Origin of the sequence: uncultured Chryseobacterium sp. (assembly GCF_913776365.1) — a bacterium.
Taxonomy (GTDB): domain Bacteria; phylum Bacteroidota; class Bacteroidia; order Flavobacteriales; family Weeksellaceae; genus Chryseobacterium.
In genome coordinates, this window is the sequence record NZ_CAJYMO010000318.1 from 12,863 (window position 1) to 30,703 (window position 17,841).

The 17,841-nt window shown below is 44.3% G+C and carries 10 protein-coding genes and 1 riboswitch; of the genes, 1 reads left to right on the plus strand and 9 read right to left on the minus strand.

The window, feature by feature from the left end; genetic code table 11:
• The 4 genes from QZ735_RS16830 to QZ735_RS16845 all read right to left on the minus strand — a co-directional run bounded on the left by QZ735_RS16830 (position 1) and on the right by QZ735_RS16845 (position 9,577).
• On the minus strand, positions 1-4,359 hold the full coding sequence (locus QZ735_RS16830) for a CusA/CzcA family heavy metal efflux RND transporter (protein WP_294250881.1): 4,359 nt from the start codon (positions 4,357-4,359) through the stop codon (positions 1-3).
• A gap of 226 nt (positions 4,360-4,585) precedes the next feature.
• Positions 4,586-4,909 carry a DUF6660 family protein gene (locus tag QZ735_RS16835; RefSeq protein WP_294250882.1) on the minus strand — a complete coding sequence of 108 codons (324 nt, stop codon included), beginning with the start codon at positions 4,907-4,909 and terminating at the stop codon, positions 4,586-4,588.
• A 247-nt stretch (positions 4,910-5,156) separates the two neighbouring features.
• A complete protein-coding gene (locus QZ735_RS16840) occupies positions 5,157-6,650 on the minus strand; it encodes a RagB/SusD family nutrient uptake outer membrane protein (protein ID WP_294250885.1) in 1,494 nt (497 codons plus the stop codon).
• A 17-nt stretch (positions 6,651-6,667) separates the two neighbouring features.
• Positions 6,668-9,577, minus strand: a complete 2,910-nt coding sequence (locus QZ735_RS16845; RefSeq protein WP_294250888.1) for a TonB-dependent receptor — start codon at positions 9,575-9,577, stop codon at positions 6,668-6,670.
• An 82-nt stretch (positions 9,578-9,659) separates the two neighbouring features.
• A riboswitch (SAM riboswitch) is annotated at positions 9,660-9,758 on the minus strand.
• A 229-nt stretch (positions 9,759-9,987) separates the two neighbouring features.
• Between QZ735_RS16845 and QZ735_RS16850 the strand changes: the two genes are divergently transcribed.
• Complete coding sequence (locus tag QZ735_RS16850) at positions 9,988-10,395, plus strand: type II 3-dehydroquinate dehydratase (RefSeq protein WP_294250891.1); 408 nt, start codon at positions 9,988-9,990, stop codon at positions 10,393-10,395.
• Positions 10,396-10,640: 245 nt separating this feature from the next.
• Here QZ735_RS16850 and pckA read toward each other — a convergent pair whose 3' ends face one another.
• The 5 genes from pckA to bshC form a co-directional block, all read right to left on the minus strand.
• Positions 10,641-12,260, minus strand: a complete 1,620-nt coding sequence (pckA, locus tag QZ735_RS16855) for a phosphoenolpyruvate carboxykinase (ATP) (RefSeq protein ID WP_294250894.1) — start codon at positions 12,258-12,260, stop codon at positions 10,641-10,643.
• 130 nt (positions 12,261-12,390) lie between these two features.
• Positions 12,391-13,293 carry a GYDIA family GHMP kinase gene (locus tag QZ735_RS16860; RefSeq protein WP_294250898.1) on the minus strand — a complete coding sequence of 301 codons (903 nt, stop codon included), beginning with the start codon at positions 13,291-13,293 and terminating at the stop codon, positions 12,391-12,393.
• Between the two features lie 19 nt (positions 13,294-13,312).
• Positions 13,313-14,188 (minus strand): ACP S-malonyltransferase, encoded by an 876-nt coding sequence (fabD, locus tag QZ735_RS16865; protein ID WP_294250900.1) that lies wholly within the window; start codon positions 14,186-14,188, stop codon positions 13,313-13,315.
• 70 nt (positions 14,189-14,258) lie between these two features.
• Positions 14,259-16,208, minus strand: coding sequence for a LysM peptidoglycan-binding domain-containing protein (locus tag QZ735_RS16870; protein WP_294250902.1), 1,950 nt, complete (start codon positions 16,206-16,208; stop codon positions 14,259-14,261).
• Between the two features lie 37 nt (positions 16,209-16,245).
• A complete protein-coding gene (gene bshC / locus QZ735_RS16875) occupies positions 16,246-17,832 on the minus strand; it encodes a bacillithiol biosynthesis cysteine-adding enzyme BshC (protein ID WP_294250905.1) in 1,587 nt (528 codons plus the stop codon).
• Between the last annotated feature and the right edge of the window lie 9 nt (positions 17,833-17,841).

The window sequence follows — 17,841 nt, forward strand, 5'->3', positions numbered from 1 at the left end:
TTATTTATTGAGGATTGAATTAATGGTGATCACCGACTGATTGACCTGCTGAATGGATTCCAGGTACTTTAGCTGGATGTCTGTGGCAGTCCGTAAGGCAAACAGGTATTCCACATAGGAAATTTCGCCTGTTTTGTAACCCAATTGTGCTGCTTTTACCATTTTTTCAGCATTCGGGATAGCCTGTTTCACATAGTAATCGTACTGCAGGACATCCTGTCCGTATTGGCTCCAAGCATTTTTCAACTGGGTCAGCAGCTGCTTTTCCTGAAGTTTTGCCTGGGTTTCCGCTGCCTGCTTCTGATATTCCAGGGACTGCACCCGCGCTTTTGTAGCTCCGAAAGTAAGCGGGATCGCTATACCTAAGGTTACGGAATGAAACCGGTCTACCGAATTGTAGAACTGTTCCTGCCCGTTTCTGGTATGGAATCCTGTAAGCGACTGGTTTGTATAACCGATACTGAATTCCGGGAGACCCTGGGATTTTTCAACCTGTTTATTCTTTTCCGCAACTTCTATTTCCTGATAAAAGGATCTTAGGATGGGGTTCCTTTCAACTGCCGTGCTGTCTAACAAATTTTCCGCTTTTAGAGGTTCATAATTCTTGTTAAGCGGAACTTCAATGTTTTCAACAGTATTCAGAAGGGTTTTCAGACTGCTGTAAGCGTTGTTCAGATAGACTTTATTCTGATTTAGCAGAAGACCAATCTCCCCTTTCTGGGTTTCCGCAGTGTTGATTTCGATTTTTTTAATATCTCCTGCTTTGAACCTAACCGTAGCAATTCTTATGAAATCCTGGTACAGGCTGTCAAGGCTTTGCAGTTTTAATTGATTGTACTGCAAATATTCAATCTGGTAATAATAGGTCCGGACCTGCTTCATCAGCTCGTTCAAAGTAATTTCTCTGTCGATCTGACGGCTCCTGATATTTTCGCTGATCAATTCTTTTCTTGCTTTAAACAGAGTTGGAAAAGGGATGCTCTGTGATACGGAAAACGACTGGTCGAATTTCGGACTATTGTATTGGCCCAGCTGGGCGTCGAAATTAAGTTTCGGAAGTTCTTTCGCCGTTCCTCTCAATGCTTCCACCGATTGTATGCTCACATTTTTTGATTGTATACTTAAATTATTACCGGCTGCCATTTCCATGGCCTGCTCCACAGAGATTGGCCTGGCCTGTGCATTCCAGAACGGCCCGGAGAACAGGAACATCAATATTACAACTGCCGTTACGGGTTTTGTTTTTATTTTCTTCCCTGAAATCCCATCATTAAAGATGAGATACAGCATCGGCAGTACAAAAAGGGTGAGGAAAGTTGCCGTCAGCAGGCCTCCGATGACTACAGTGGCCAACGGTTTCTGCACTTCGGCTCCGGCTCCGGTAGAAACAGCCATCGGTAAAAATCCTAATGAAGCAACGGTAGCGGTCATCAGGACCGGCCTCAGCCTGATCTTTGTTCCTTCAAATACTCTCTTCAATGCACTCTTTTCACCTTCTCTTTTCAGTTCATTAAAAGTTCCGATCAGCACAATCCCGTTAAGTACGGCAACCCCGAACAATGCAATAAAGCCGATTCCCGCGCTGATGCTGAAGGGCATATCCCTGATGATCAGGGCAAAAACGCCTCCGATGGCACTCATCGGAATAGCGGTAAAGATCAAGATGGCTTGCCTGAATGAACGGAAGGTAAAATACAGCAGCATGAAAATCAGCAACAGGGAAACCGGAACTGCAATCGTCAGCCTTTTGCCGGCCGCCTGTAAGTTTTCAAACTGCCCGCCGTAGGTGAAATAGTAACCTGAAGGCAATTTCATATGATCCAGTTTGGCCTGAATGTCTTTCACTACACTTTCCACATCCCGGTCTTTCACATTAAACCCGATGACGATTCTCCGCTTCCCTTCCTCACGGCTGATCTGCGCCGGGCCTAATTTATACCCGATGTCAGCCACCTGGGACAGCGGGATCTGAGTTCCTGCAGGCGTAGAGATCATCAGATTGCGGACATCATCAATATGCGTCCGGTGAAGGCTGTCGAGGCGCACCACCAGATCGAAATGCCTTTCGTTTTCAAACACCTGACCGGCACTCTTCCCTGCAAAGGCCGTGCTTAAGACATCGTTGACTTCTTCAATATTCAGCCCGTAATTGGCCATCCGTGTCCGGTCGTATTCTACATTGATCTGTGGAAGCCCGCTGATGCGCTCGATCTGCGGAACCGTCGTTCCTTTTACGGTCTGAATCGTTTTTGCGACTTTATCCGCATACATGGATAAGGAATCCAGGTTCTCGCCGAAAATCTTGACAGCCACATCCTGGCGGATCCCGGTCATCAGCTCATTGAACCGCATCTGGATCGGCTGGTTCTTTTCAAAAAAGACGCCGGGAATCACTTCCAGCTTTTCCATGATTTCATCGGATAATTCTTCGTATGATTTTTTGGATTTCCATTCATCCTGTGGTTTTAAAACAATAATCAGATCAGAAGCTTCGGGAGGCATCGGATCGGTCGGAACTTCTGCGGAACCCGTTTTCCCGATCACCATTTTTACCTCATCAAACTTTTTTATAATCCTTGAAGCCTGCATGGACGTTTCGATGCTCTGGCTTAATGAGCTTCCCTGCGGAAGAATGCAGTGAAATGCATAATCGCCTTCCTGCAGCTGAGGGATAAACTCCCCGCCCATATTTTTAAATATAAAAAGAGTCATGATAAAAACGGCCACTGTTGCAGAGACAATGATGTATTTACATTTTACCGCTTTCCTTAACAAAGGCTGGTAGATGTGCTGAAGCCTGTTCATCAGTTTATCTGAAAAAGTTTCTTTATGTATTGGCTTTTTAGATAAGAACAAGGCGCTCATCACCGGAATGTAGGTGAGTGATAAGATTAACGCTCCCAGAATGGCAAATCCTACTGTCTTGGCCATGGGTGTGAACATCTTCCCTTCCACTCCCACCAGGGTAAGAATAGGAATATACACGATCAGGATAATGATTTCACCAAAAGCCGCGCTTTTCCTGATTTTTGATACAGAGCGAAAAACTTCCTCATCCATTTCCGCCTGCGTAAGTTTCTGTGCGGATCTTCTCAGCCCAAGATGATGCAGGGTGGCTTCAACGATAATTACGGCGCCGTCCACAATCAGTCCGAAATCGATAGCGCCAAGGCTCATCAGATTGGCACTTACCCCGAAGACATTCATCATTCCCAATGCAAATAGTAGAGAAAGCGGGATGGCAGATGCCACAATGAGCCCTGCTCTCAGGTTTCCAAGGAAAACGACCAGGACAAAAATGACGATCAGTGCTCCTTCTATGAGATTTTTCTCAACAGTCTTCATAGCCCTTCCCACCAGATCGGTCCTGTCCAGGAACGGTTCGATGACCACATCTTCCGGTAGCGACTTCTGGATGACCGGGATTCTGGCCTTGATGTTGTTTACGACTTCATGGCTGTTGGCTCCTTTCAGCATCATCACAACCCCGCCTACCGCATCTACTTTACCGTTGTAGGTCATGGCTCCGTACCGTACCGCACTTCCGAAACGGACTTCTGCCACGTCTTTTATAAAGACAGGAACGCTTCCCGTTTTATTTTTAACGGAAATATTCCTGATATCCTCCAGCGATTTCACGATCCCGATGCCACGGATGAAATAGGCATTCGGTTTTTTATCGATATACGCACCGCCGGTATTCCGGTTGTTTTTTTCCAGTGCCGTAAAAATATCGGTGATGCTCACTCCCATTGCTCTCAGGCGGTTAGGATCTATGGCGACTTCGTACTGTTTCAGCTGTCCTCCGAAACTGTTGATTTCCGCTATTCCCGGTGTTCCGTTCAGCTGTCTTCTCACGATCCAGTCCTGCATCGCACGGAGTTCTTTGGGATCATACTTCTTTTCGCTTCCTTTTTTAGGATGGAGAATGTATTGGTAAACTTCTCCCAGGCCGGTGCTTACCGGTGCGAGTTCAGGTGTTCCGATCCCCTTAGGAATCTGTTCCGCTGCTTCCTTCAGCTTTTCATTAATCAGTTGCCGGGCAAAGTAGAGGTCTGCATTTTCTTTAAAGACAACCGTCACGACCGATAATCCGAACCTCGAAATGCTTCTGGTTTCTTCAATATCCGGAATATTGGCTATGCTTTGCTCAATGGGAAAAGTAACGAGCTGTTCGACTTCCTGCCCTGCCAAAGTGGGACAAGCAGTGATGATCTGTACCTGATTGTTGGTAATATCCGGTACCGCATCAATGGGCAGCCTGGAAGCACTCCAGACACCCCAGATGATCAGAAACAGAGTCATCAGTCCGATGACGGTTTTATTTCTGATGCTGAATTGTATAATGGTATCTAACACAAACTAAGATTTTAATTCGTGACGGCCTTTCTTCTTACACTAAAAACTCATAACGGCAGGTATTTAAAACTAAACTGCCCTTATTACAGCGCCATATCAAGAAAGGCCATCGTGGATTTTGAAAAATATTTATAGACTGCCCTCAGTAAATGGCAGATGCAAAAATAGCCCGTGATCCTCTGCAACGGAATGGCAAAGTTTGAGGCATCTTTTAAAAAATCAGAAATTAAATCTTAGGCGGTTGCCAGATATGGTCGTAGACCTGATATACGAAATCGTTTTTACGGAAAAAGATTTTTTTTGAAAAGTATGAAGGCATTTTTGCCGGAGCTTCCAGTAGAGCATTCATTTTAAAAGCAGTTACCGTAATCTGGCAGCAGTTGCAGGTACATAAAGGGGAGCAGATATCGCCTTTGTCTTTTGAATGGGAATCGTCAGCAGTATAGGAAAGCGGCGCCTGTGAAGAACCGGATTCCTTGTGCACGTCTTCACACGGCATCAGTGACAATGCCATGAAATAAAATGCCAACAGGAATCGAAAGACGTTCATTCCCACAAAGGTAGGTATTTTTATTACATCGTCTCATATTCCTCCGCAAATAACCGGACTCAAACGATACATCATACCAGGAGGCAGAAAGCAGCAAGGCGGGAATTTCTTTTCAGTAGGGCAACGCGGGACTGTAAGTGTCAAATGGGTCTTTTATCTCCTAAACTCAGATAAAATGAAATAGGACTGAATGAACAGCAATGAGAAAGCCGCTGCAATATGCAGCGGCTTTTTCAGTTTTATCAGGTTATAGATTCGGATTGTTCTCTGTTTCCTTCTGTGGGATTGAGAACAGATAATATCTGCTGTTGGGAACAAAAGCCGTTTGGTCAGGAAAGGCAAAAATGGTATGCCCTCTTCCGTTTACCGTTTTCACCGTTCCGTCAGGCGTAGTAACCTGTACTTTAATGGCCTGGCCGGTGGCATCGGTATAAGGTTTTCTTACCACGGTTCCCTGGGTCCTGATGATGTCGGACAGAGAAAATCCTTCCCCGAACAGTTCTTTTCTTCTTTCGATCAGAACTTCTTTGATGACCTCATTCTGAACCAGAGATCCATTATAGGCATTCGCGTTTCTGGCTGCTTTCAGCTGGTTCAGCACGGTGACAGCATTGGCAACATTTCCGTTCCTGGCTTCTGCTTCCGCTTCAATCAGGTACATTTCCGCAGCCCTCATATAGACGATATCGGCAATCAGATTGGCTTTGAATTTAAATTTGGCATATCTCAGGAGCCCTTCCCTGCCCGGATTTCCGTCCCATGAAAATAAGGAGTAGCGGATATCATTGGTATCAAAAAGGTCTTTAAAATAAGGATCAGCCATAAAACTGTAGTAATAACTTCCTGATGAGGAAACATCCAGAAAATGGAAAGCATAGCTTTCGCCCGACTGTTCCTGGGTTTGTCCGTGTCCCCAGATCCATTCTCCGTTGCTGATATCATTGAATCCTTCCTTGTATTTTTCAGCGGTCATCAGCGCATATCCGTTTCTTGCCAGTCTTGCCGAGGCTGCCGCCTTTGTCCAGTCACCGGTATTGAGGTAAGCCCTTGCCAGCAGACCATTGACTACCGACCGGTCTATTTTGTCCTTGTTATTCCGGGAATATTGCTGAAGTAGCTGATCAGCATCGGTTAAATCACTTTTGATCAGCGTATAGATCTCTTCCAGACTGGCTCTTTTCTTTCCCACCGAAGCAGTAGTGGTGGGCTCAGTATATAACGGAGCGGTAAGGGCTGTTTTATCTTTCAGGTAGCTAAACTGGTAAAAGCTTGCCAGGTTCAGGTAACAGAAAGCCCGTAAGGCCTTGGCCTGGCCTTTCACCTGGTTCTTCTTTTCCGTGCTCCCTTCCGCGGCGTCAATTTTGGCGAGTACATTATTCATGTTATTGATGGTGGAATACAGCAGGCTCCAGATGAAAAGCGGCCGGCTTCCGGTATTGTTTACCAGATCGGTAAAGGCATAGGCTCCCGGGAAACCGTATTTGTTGGTGAGTACCGCGGCATCACTCCCCATAGCATCGCTCGTCCTGAGTACCGTTGAATACCCGATGTTGGCATAGGTGGTCCCGTCATCATTGAATTTCGCCCAGGTTCCGTTGATAACCGTCTCCGCGCTTTCCGCTGTCCTGAAGACTTCTTCTTCATTAGCCTGGTTGGTGGGTGCTGTTTCCAGTTCGCTTTCACAGCCTGTAAAAGTCAAAGCTGCGATGATCAGTAAAGACAGATATTTCAGTTTTTTCATTATTTCAATTTTAAATGTTAAAGGGTTGCCTGCAGGCCGAAAGTTACCGTTCTCATGGCCGGATACCGGTAATAGGTAGTTCCGTCCAGGGTCTGTTCGGGGTCCATTCCTTTGTGCTTATAGAAAGTCAGGAGGTTTTCAGCCTGGAGATAGATCCTGAACTTTTTCAGTCCGATCTTTTCAAAATAATCGGATGGAAGAGTATATCCGAGGCTTACGTTCTTCACTCTGGCATAGGTTCCCGAATACAAAAACCTGGAAGAAGCCGAGGTCCAGTTATTGGTGGTGGTGCTTAAGGCGGGAACGTCGGTATAAGGGTTTTCAGGCGTCCACCGGTTGAGCATTTCTGCGCTCCATGCTCTTCCTGCAGAGCTTCCGTTGTGCATCATCATGGTATAATCGGTATCCAGGATCTTGCCGCCGACTGCAAATGATATGAGGGTGGAAAAATCAAAGTTTTTATACGCCAGGCTTGTGGTGAATCCACCGATCAGCTCAGGAAGCGATGAACCCTGCAGGGTTTTTGTCGCTTTTGCGTATTCCGAAGTAGTGCCTTCTACAGTATTCCCGCTGGCATCCGTCGTCACCGTTTTCCAGAGAGGTTTTCCGTTTGAAGGGTCTACGCCTATCCATTCGGGAATAAAGAAATCGTAAACAGAACCGCCGACCTGCAGTAATTTTGTTCCGGTAACAATAGATCCTTTGGGAAGCCTGGTAATTTCATTTTTCAGGGTACTCAGGTTTACATCGACATTCCACTCGAAATCCTTTGTCTTAACCGGTGTGGTGAATAAGGAAAATTCAAAACCCGTATTTTTAAGCTCTCCTATATTAGCCTGGTATTCACTGAATCCCAATGACGGTGCGAGCGGCATCCCAAAGAGGAGGTCCCTGCTTTTCCGTTGAAAATATTCGATGTTTCCCCTTACCCTGTTGTTCAAAACAGCAAATTCAAGTCCTGCATTAAAGTTAAGGTTAGTTTCCCATTTCAGGTCGGGAGTCGGCAATTTGCCGGCCACGGTTCCGCCTTCGCCCAGATTATTATAAAAAGTATAGAGGCTCTGGTAAGCATAATAGGTATTCAGCTTGTCATTTCCCTGGCCGCCATAGCTCGCGCGGAGGGTAAGCTGGTTGAAGACATCAAGGTTTTTGATGAAATCTTCATTGGAAGCCTTCCAGGAAGCACCGGCAGACCAGAACGTTCCCCATCTGTTTTCCGGAGCGAACCTTGAGGAGCCATCCGACCTTACGGATCCTGAAATGAAATATTTATTTTTAAAATCATACTCTGCCTTTCCCAGGAAACTCAGCAGTCCGAGCTGATCGCTGTTTCCCGTAAAACCGCCCAGCAGGGCAGCAGCATCCGGCTCATAATAGTAAGGCAGCGAAAACTGGCTCCTGCTTCCTGAAATGGTCTGGTATTCGTAATGGTAAAATTCCTGACCGCCCAGAATATTGATGTGATGCTGCCCGAATTTTTTATCATAGGTAAGAATATTGCTGGTGGTGTAAGACAGTGTCCGGGAGTTGGTTTTGGTTACCGAACCGCCGATTTCCGAACCTTCGCCCAGCAACGGATTAGTGTAATAATGGCCGTTGTAATTCACCAGGTCGATGGAGAAATTGGATCTCAGCCTGAGCTCAGGCAGAAATATGAATTCGGCAAATCCTTTTCCCGAGAAGTTGTCTTCCCGGTTTTCATTTTTATCCAGGGGAAGTGTTGCAGCAGCATTCTCATTCTGCAGCGCACTGGTAGGCCTGTATTTTCCGAAGTCATAAAGGTAATTCCCGTTAGCATCCAATCTGTAACTTCCGTCTGCATTCCTTTCGTAATAAGGGTAGAAAGAAGGAATAATTCTGGCAGCATTGATGACATTATCGGTTCTGGAATCCGAAGACGGCGGTGCCTGCTGGAGGCTATTGGTATAGGCCAGGTTGGCCCCGACATTCAGCCATTTCTTTACTTCAGAATTGAGTTTCAGCCTTGTACTGTATCTCCTGAAACCGGATTCAATGGCAATTCCTTTATCATCCAGGTATCCCAGTGAGAAAAAGTAATTGCTCTTTTCATTTCCGCCGCTGAAGTCCAGGTCGGCCTGATTTCTTGAAGCTACCCTTTGCAGGATATCCTTCCAGTTGTCATTCCATAAAGCGGTAGCACCCGGCAGGAGCCTTCCGTCTGTTCCTACAGGTTTCTCATACTGTGTCCCGTACGGATTGATTCCTAAAGCATTCACCAGATTGTCCGTTGCCATCTGCGCAGCCTGCTGTCCGGAAATTGTCCCGGACTGATAGCCGTTCCTCAGCGCTTCCCAATACAGCTGGAAGTACTGATCCGTGGTTACCTGTTCATAATCCTTTACCGCTCTGCCTGAAAACCCCTGGCTTATATTAAAGTTTATTCTGGCTTCGCCTTTTTTACCGGATTTTGTGGTAACAATGATCACTCCGTTTGCTCCTCTGGAACCGTATAATGAACTTGCCGTCGCATCTTTTAAGACGCTGATGGATTCAATATCATTCGGGCTGATGGAATTGATGTTGCCGTCGAAAGGAATTCCGTCCACTACAAACAACGGATTGCTCGATGCACTTACCGAACCGATTCCCCGGATCCTGATAGAGGCTGTAGAACCCGGCTGCCCTGAAGCACTTACCGCCTGAAGTCCCGGAACCTGTCCTTCCAGAGCTTTCGTAATATTGGTAACAGGCCTGCTGTTGATTTTTTCGCTGGAGATGGTGGCAACTGAACCTGTATAACTGTTCTTCTTTGCTTTTCCGTAAGCCACCACTACCACTTCATCAATTTCCTTCTCATGAAGGGTGTCTTTTCTGACCTCCTGTGCCTGAACATGCGAAATTCCAAAGAAGAAAGCAGCTGCAGATGGAATGAAAGCTTTAAGACCGATTAAATTTTTGTTAAACATAATCTATTTCTTTTACTGTTAATTTAATTTTTGACTTTTATAAAAAAGACAGCAAAAGACATCATTTACCATGATTAACATCTGCTCATCTTTCCTTTTTCAAGGCTGAATGGAACACCTTACATAATGCAGGTTGTTAAGATTTCACAGGGTCAGCCCCCTCCATCTTTCTTTATAAGCCGTTGCAAATCTAAAAACAAAAAGTCTACAAAACAAGTAGACTTTAAAATTTACAATATAAATTTTATAAAAATTAACATAATTTTATTCTAAACACAACACAAATAGCCAGTTATAAAAAATATCAAATTTATAAATATGAGAAATATCATTAAAAATTACATAATTATGATTTATAACGGTATCTTAATTTTTATCTTCGGATATAAAAAACTTTTTAATTTTACAGGATGAAAATTTTAATCATTAACGGTCCCAACCTTAATCTGCTGGGGACGAGAGAACCCGAAATATACGGAACGGTCTCCATGGAAGACTATCTGGATGCATTGCGGTCGGAATTCCCTGTTATGGAGCTGGAGTATTATCAGTCCAATATTGAAGGAGAGCTGATCAACAGGCTGCAGGCCGGTGATTTCGATGGACTGGTCATTAATCCCGGCGCTTATACCCATTACTCTTATGCGATTGCGGATTGTTTAAAGAATATTCAAAAGCCGAAAGTTGAGGTTCATATCAGCAATATCTATAAAAGAGAAGAATTCCGGCAGAAATCGGTGACTGCAGCCCATACGGATGCCGTCCTGTCAGGGTTTGGAATGGAAGGATACCGGCTGGCAGTGTTGAGCCTGATGTAATTCTCCTAACCAAAATTTTTAAAGGGTATTGTCTGCTGTTCAACATCCGGTACTAAGCTTTGTTGTGCAATGTTATGGCCTTTTTTAATTTTTGCTTAGTCGAACCTTCGGTTTGTGGTAAAATTTTTCACAATACAATCTAAATAAAAGATGATGATGTATCTTCAGGTACTTAGCTACCGGATAGTGGTCTATTAGAATTGCAAAAAAAATCCTCAGCATTGATTTGCTGAGGATTCTGTATTTTAGTTGGTGGTCTGCGTTTGTAACTGAGGTCCTGAAGAAATCAGTTTCTTGCCTTCTTCCGTATTGCAGTACTGTTCAAAATTCTTAATATACTTTGCGGCAAGGTCTCTTGCTTTTTCTTCCCATTCACCGGCATTGCTGTAGGTATCCCTTGGATCCAGGATGCCTTCGGAAACATTCGGCAATCCGGTAGGCACTTCCAGATTCATGATCGGGATTCTTGTTTTCGGTGCGTTTTCTATTGAACCGTCGATGATGGAATCAATGATCGCTCTTGTATCTTTCAGGGAAATTCTTTTTCCGGTACCGTTCCAGCCGGTATTCACCAGATAGGCCTTTGCGCCATGCTCTTTCATTTTCCCGATCAGGGTTTTGGAATACATGGTTGGGTGCAGCGTTAAGAAGGCTTCTCCGAACGCCGGTGAAAAAGACGGCTGGGGTTCTGTGATCCCTCTTTCCGTTCCTGCTAATTTTGAAGTGTATCCGCAAAGGAAATGATATTGCGCCTGGTTTTCATCCAGTACCGAAACCGGAGGCAGTACACCGAAAGCATCTGCTGAAAGGTAAACGATTTTTTTCGCATGCCCTGCTTTTGAAGGCAATACGATTTTATTGATATGGTAAATCGGATAAGAAACCCTTGTATTTTCAGTAATGGACCCGTCCGTATAGTCGGAAACTCCGTTATTCACTACCACATTTTCAAGCAATGCATCCCTTTTGATCGCTCTGAAGATATCCGGCTCCTTTTCTGCAGAAAGGTCGATTACTTTGGCGTAGCATCCGCCTTCATAATTGAAAACGCCGTTATCGTCCCAGCCATGCTCATCATCACCGATCAGGTATCTTTTCGGATCAGCAGATAAGGTAGTCTTACCGGTTCCGGAAAGACCGAAGAAAAGGGCAACGTCTCCCTCTTCACCTACGTTGGCCGAACAGTGCATGGAAGCCATGCCTTTTAACGGAAGATAATAGTTCATCATCGCAAACATTCCTTTCTTCATTTCCCCGCCATACCAGGTACCGCCGATGATCTGCAGTTTTTCTGTCAGATTGAACATCACGAAATTTTCGGAATTCAACTCCTGCTCTTTCCAGTCCGGATTGGTGGTTTTGGATCCGTTGATTACCGTAAAATCCGGCTCACCGAAGTTTTCCAGCTCATAGTGAGAAGGGCGGATGAACATATTGGTAACAAAATGCGCCTGCCATGCCACTTCAACAATAAACCGTACTTTTAACCTTGTATCTGCATTGGTTCCGCAGAATGAATCTACCACATAGATTTTTTTAGCATCAGAAAGCTGGTTCAGCACTAATTCTTTACAGGAGCTGAAAATTTCCGGAGTGGTAGGCAGATTCACCTTACCGTCCCAGAAAATCGTTTCTCTTGTAACATCATCCTGAACTATGTACCTGTCCTTAGGTGAACGACCTGTGAAAATTCCTGTTTTTACTGATACGGCGCCTGATTCCGTAAGCTCAGCTTTTTCAAAGCCTTGATTTTCAGGAGAAATTTCAGCCTGATACAATTCCTCATAAGAAGGATTGCAGACGACTTCAAAATTTCCCTTAATCCCTAATTTTTCTAAATCCCGGATGATTTTAGCGTTTTTCATTGTACTTATATTTCTATTTCTTTTTTGGAGTCTAACAAAATTAATATTAATTAATTGTTAAAAGTGGTTTAAATATAATGATATAAGTCAGAATGACAAATAAAAAAACAATTTTGTAAAAAACTGAATATCAGTAAATTAAATCGGAATAGTCGAAAATTGTTGAAAATCCTTTTCCCCAAAAATAGTCCTTAAAGCCGTCAAATTTTGAGCTCATGACAAAATCTCCGCCCCAGGCACCCAGACTTTTTACAAAAACCGGGCAGTCTTTGAAATACAGGTCTTTAACTGTAGGAATTTCAAGGAAATCCGATATTTTCTGTTCATGATCCAACAGAAGTCCGGAAAAATTTTCCAATTCGCTACATAGTAAAATTTTCCTTGTAAGATCCGAAAATTCTTCGATGAGACTCTCAGACTTCTTTTTGGACCTGTAAAACCGGATTCCTTCCCGGCTATCCTGCTTTTGATTTAGGTGGATAAATATCAGGTCATTTTTAAAGGGAGGATCAAAATTTACCTTTTCATATTTAATTTCAGGAACGCTCTGATAGAGAACGGCCGATTTTTCTTTGGCTACCGCAATATCATATCCGCTGCCTCCCAGGCTTATCGTATTTAATTGGAAAGGATCGATTTCCGCCCACTCAGCAAGGTTGTTCATTAAGGTAGAACTGCTTCCGAGGCCGTAGTCTGCCGGAAACTGAAGATTGGTTGTTACATGATAGGTAACATCAGCTTTGAACCTGACTGAAGAAAGAGCCTGAACGTTTTTCAGGGTCTTTACAATGAACTCCGCGCTTGAGGAAATATTGGTCTTCAGAACCTGCCAGCTCTGGTAGTCGATCACTGCTTTCAGCCATATTTTTCCCTGATGAAAGGCCTCCCATACAATAAGGGACTGCGTATCCCGGACTTCTTTAAAAGAAAACTCTTGTCCCAGCCGTGTAGGTACAGCTAAGACAAGAGCTCCGTCCATTGCGAAATATTCTGAAGTAAGCATCAGCTTTCCCGGTGAAAATATGCCGCCCATGGTCTTTTTTTATTATTTTTTAGATGGCAGAAGCCATATCAATGGTAGCATCAATTTTTTTGATGAGTCCCTGTAATGTTTTTCCCGGTCCTACTTCTACGAATTTAGTAGCACCGTCTTTGATCATATTCTGTACAGACTGTGTCCATTTTACGGGTCCCGTCAACTGGGCAATCAGGTTTTTCTTGATTTCATCCGGATCGGAAACAGCTGTTGTGGTGATGTTCTGATAAACCGGGATCATTGCCTTTCTGAATTTGGTCTGCTCGATAGCTGCGGCCAGTCTTTCCTGCGCAGGCTGCATCAGCGGCGAGTGGAAGGCACCATTTACCGGTAACAGCAATGCTCTTTTTGCTCCTGCCTCCTTCATTTTTACACAGGCTTCTTCAACGGCTGCGGTTTCCCCTGAAATCACCAGCTGCCCCGGGCAGTTGTAATTGGCAGGTACAACGATTCCACCGACGGATGCACAGACTTCCTCTACCTTAGCATCTTCCAGGCCTAAAATGGCGGCCATGGAACTTGGATGGGCATCACAGGCTGCCTGCATGGCTTTTGCTCTTTCTGAAACCAGCTTCAGGCCGTCTGCAAAAGAAAGCACGCCGTTGGCAACCAATGCTGAAAACTCACCTAACGAATGTCCGGCCACCATCTCTGCACCCAAGCCATTTACGGCTTTCAGGGCAGCTACCGAATGAATGAAAATGGAAGGCTGGGTAACTTCGGTTTTTTTCAGGTCTTCATCTGTCCCGCTGAACATCAGGGAAAGAATGTTGAAACCCAATATTTCGTTGGCGGATTCCATCAGATCCTTGATATCTTTTCTGGAATCATACAATTCTTTTCCCATCCCTACAAACTGAGACCCCTGTCCGGGAAATACAAGTGCTTTCATGTATTAATTTAAAATATTTTGTAAATATAGATATAATGTTAATAATATTCTTTAAAAACAGCTTTTTGATTTATGGTACCAATCGGATTACACGAAAACCTGTATTTACATAGGCCCCGTTCGCTTTTGATTTGACGAATTCAAATTTTGTTGCCAGCTGCGTCTGTACTTTATTGATCTGCCTGAAGATCTCCCCTTTCCTGTTTTCACGGGTCAGCATGTCATTTACCACGTCGAAACCGATGATGGCATATTTCGGAGGCGTCTTACAGAATTTACTGCGGTAATCGGCCAGGATTTCTTTTTCAAAGCTTCCTTCGGTATTGATTTCCCTATCCATCAGATAAACCAGCTGGGCCTGGCTGAGATCATTCATTTTCTTTTTAAAAACCGGGAAATAATTCATGCTGAATGCTTTCATACCCTGAACTTCTTTGGACAAGGCAATTACTTTGCTGGCAAATGCTTCTCCTACATCATCATTATCACTGGCAAGGACGGCAATTACCGGAGCAGACTGACCGGTCATCATATTCTGATCCAGCTGGATATCCGCCGGGCTGTTTACCACCATGATATTAGGATTTTTCAGGGCCTTTTCAAGACCTGCCCTGATGTAGTTGGCATTTTCTTTTTTAGGCCCGGAAACAATATAGATTTTCTGGTCGGAGAAGGCGCCTTGTACTTCTTCCACAATTTTATCGGCATACGTCTGATCATTGGTTTCAATGATGATCAGGTTGCTGTAGTTATAGAGTTCCGGGGAGTTGGCGAATGGGGCGACAACAGGAATTTTCTGGCTTTTTGTAAAATCCAGGACATCAACCACATTGGACTTGAAGAATGGCCCGATAATCAGGTCGGTGTTATCCGGATTGATCTGCGTCAGTGAATTTCTGAAAGAAGCTTCATTTCCGGAATCCACCACTTTCACATCCAGCTTCTGCCCTTTCGAGGCATTGCGTTCAATGGCAAGTTTGGCTCCCGTCAGGAAGTCCAGTGCCATCGTTCTGTACTGGGTTTCACCGGTGCTGTATCCAAACGGAAGCATCAGTACAACACTCAGCGCCTCACCGTTTTTCTTTACGTAGGCAGGATCCAGCCTTTTGATTTTTAAAACCATGCCGGCTTTCAGTCCGCGGGACAGTTCCGGATTCAGGGCAATCAGTTCATCCACGGTAATTCCGAACTTATTCACAATGGAGAATACCGTATCTCCCTGCAGCACCGTGTAGGTAACATAATCGTCAGCGGCTTCCATAGTACCGGCTGCAACGGACCTTTCATTTCCGGAATCCATTTTTTCTCTGGAGCCGGAAGTTTCAGCAAATACATCCGCTCCTGACGCAGCCGTTTTCACTGATCCGGTTACTTTAATGGCTTCACCGGGTTTCAGGCCTTTTTCTTCCAGGCCCGGATTTAAGGCGAAAAGCTGTTCTCTGGTAATATTGAACTGCTTTGAAATCCTGTAATAATTATCTTTTGCCTGAACAATGTACGATCCTTCAGAGGCTGTTACTGCCGTTGCAGGGCCGGCATTTTCAACAGTTGTTGCGGAAACAGCCGGAGTTTCCGTTACGGCCTGCCGGTTACCGCCATATTTTTTAATGCTTTCCAGCGGCAGGATAATCTCGTCCCCGATTTTCATGTGGGATTCAAGATCGGGATTCAGTTTCCGCAGATCGGTTTCTGAAATTCTGTACTGCTTGGTCAGTCCGTAAATGGTCTGTTTAGGCTGAAGGACGATTGTACCTGTTTTACTGCTGACTGCAGGTTTTGCAGCAATGGAAGTTTTCACAGGTGATGCAACATTCCTTTCATTTTTTATCGTCAGCACATCGCCAATAGCCAGTTTGCCGTCCTTTACCGATGGGTTGAGCTTCAACAGTTCAGGTACGGTAAGCCCGTATTTTTTAGCAATATTATAAGGAGTATCGCCTTTTACAACAGTGTGCGATTTCTGGGCAGATGCTCCCAGAACCATACATAAACCGGACAAAATTAAAAACCTCTTTATCATATTGGAATATTATAGATACAAAAATACTTCTTTAAAATTAAATGGCAACAATTATTAGTTCCGGCGCTCCTATTTGGATTTCTTCAAGACAGGCTTCCATCCATTCATATCCGTGATCTGCAAAAAATACACTGAAATTATAGACCCGTTCCTGCCAGTTTTTGGAAGGATGGACTTCCATAAAAAGAGTTTCCAGCCTTTCCATCAGCTCAATCTGTTTGATTTTTTCTGCATGCAGAAGCCGTTTTTTCATACGTTTGAACGATTTCAGCTGCCGCACTTCTTCTGCTTTTACCATATTGCCAAATGAGCGGTCTGTGGTTTCCGCAGCTTCCTTCAGATCGCTGAACTGGCGGATCAGCTGTCCTTCTTTCTCATTCAGCAGATCAAGAACAGCACTGTCCTGTAAGATTTTATTATGGGTGATATCCGTAAAATTCCCGAAAAAATCGTCAATCCGGAGGTTGAGATTCTTTATTTTTCCTATTGTTTTTTCTTTTACGAACAGCATCGAATTTCTTGGAACCAACACAGGAAAAGGGATTCCTGTATCCCGGAAGTAATCTTTCAGCTCCAGCCAGTACATGATCTCCGCATTCCCTCCGATATAGGCCAGATTGGGAAGAACGGTTTCCTGATAAACGGGGCGCATCAGTGCATTGGGGCTGAATTTTTCGGGAAACTGTTCCAGTTCATCCAGGATTTCTTTTTCGGTAAACTGAATGCCTTTATCCAGAACAACATAGTTCCGGCCGTTGAAATCGATCCGGTCCCTGGTCTCGGAAAGGTAAAAGAGATTGATTTCCCTTGGATTCACCTGAACTTTCCCATATTTCTCTGTCAGGAATTTCACTTTTGCTTCAGAAGCTTTATGCAGGCTGAAATGAAGGAGCTCATCCCTGAAAGTATCTATCATCTGGCTTTTCAGGAGCGTTGAATCCCCGTCTATCATAAGCAGGCCGGTGTCCGAGAACAGACGGTTAACAAGAACCCGGATGGCCTGGGTTAAGGTATTCCCTGTTTTATATGCTTCTTTCAGCATGAGAATAAGTTCGGTCCCGAAAACACAATCTTTGAATTCCTTCTCAAATTCAGAAATGAAAAAGGTATCGTGAATGGTGATTTTACCTACCGGACCACCTGATTTTTCATTGATTTCATAGTAACCTGCCTCAGTTCTGAAATGATTGATTTCTGCAAAATCATGATCTTCGGAAGCCATCCAGTAGATGGGAACGAAATTGAAATCCGGAAACTTCTCTTTGAGATAAGAGCACGTCTTGATGGTCTGCAGGATTTTGTACACGAAAAAAGCAGGGCCTGAAAAAAGATTCAGCTGATGTCCCGTGGTCACCGTAAAAGTATTGGGAAGCCTCAGCAGCTCTGCATTTTCCTTTTGTGCAGAGGAAAGGGTGAGTTCCTTAAGCTGATCCTTAAGTGCTTCGGCAAGAATATCCCTGCTGTTCTGCGTAAAACTTTCCTGTTTCAGGCGGATCTGACGGCTGATATGGTCTGAAGAAAATGTATCTTCCCGGAATCCTTCGATTTTGTGATCCAGGAAATCCCTGATCAGCTGAGGAATGCTTTCTATTTTCTGAAAGGGTAATTTTTGGATTGTTTTCAACTTTATTTT

Bases quoted from the DNA above. Each gene is read 5' to 3' on its own strand.
- QZ735_RS16835 (WP_294250882.1), bottom strand. From the start codon at position 4,909: ATGAACGTCTTTCGATTCCTGTTGGCATTTTATTTCATGGCATTGTCA.
- QZ735_RS16840 (WP_294250885.1), bottom strand. From the start codon at position 6,650: ATGAAAAAACTGAAATATCTGTCTTTACTGATCATCGCAGCTTTGACT.
- QZ735_RS16845 (WP_294250888.1), bottom strand. From the start codon at position 9,577: ATGTTTAACAAAAATTTAATCGGTCTTAAAGCTTTCATTCCATCTGCA.
- QZ735_RS16850 (WP_294250891.1), top strand. From the start codon at position 9,988: ATGAAAATTTTAATCATTAACGGTCCCAACCTTAATCTGCTGGGGACG.
- pckA (WP_294250894.1), bottom strand. From the start codon at position 12,260: ATGAAAAACGCTAAAATCATCCGGGATTTAGAAAAATTAGGGATTAAG.
- QZ735_RS16860 (WP_294250898.1), bottom strand. From the start codon at position 13,293: ATGGGCGGCATATTTTCACCGGGAAAGCTGATGCTTACTTCAGAATAT.
- fabD (WP_294250900.1), bottom strand. From the start codon at position 14,188: ATGAAAGCACTTGTATTTCCCGGACAGGGGTCTCAGTTTGTAGGGATG.
- QZ735_RS16870 (WP_294250902.1), bottom strand. From the start codon at position 16,208: ATGATAAAGAGGTTTTTAATTTTGTCCGGTTTATGTATGGTTCTGGGA.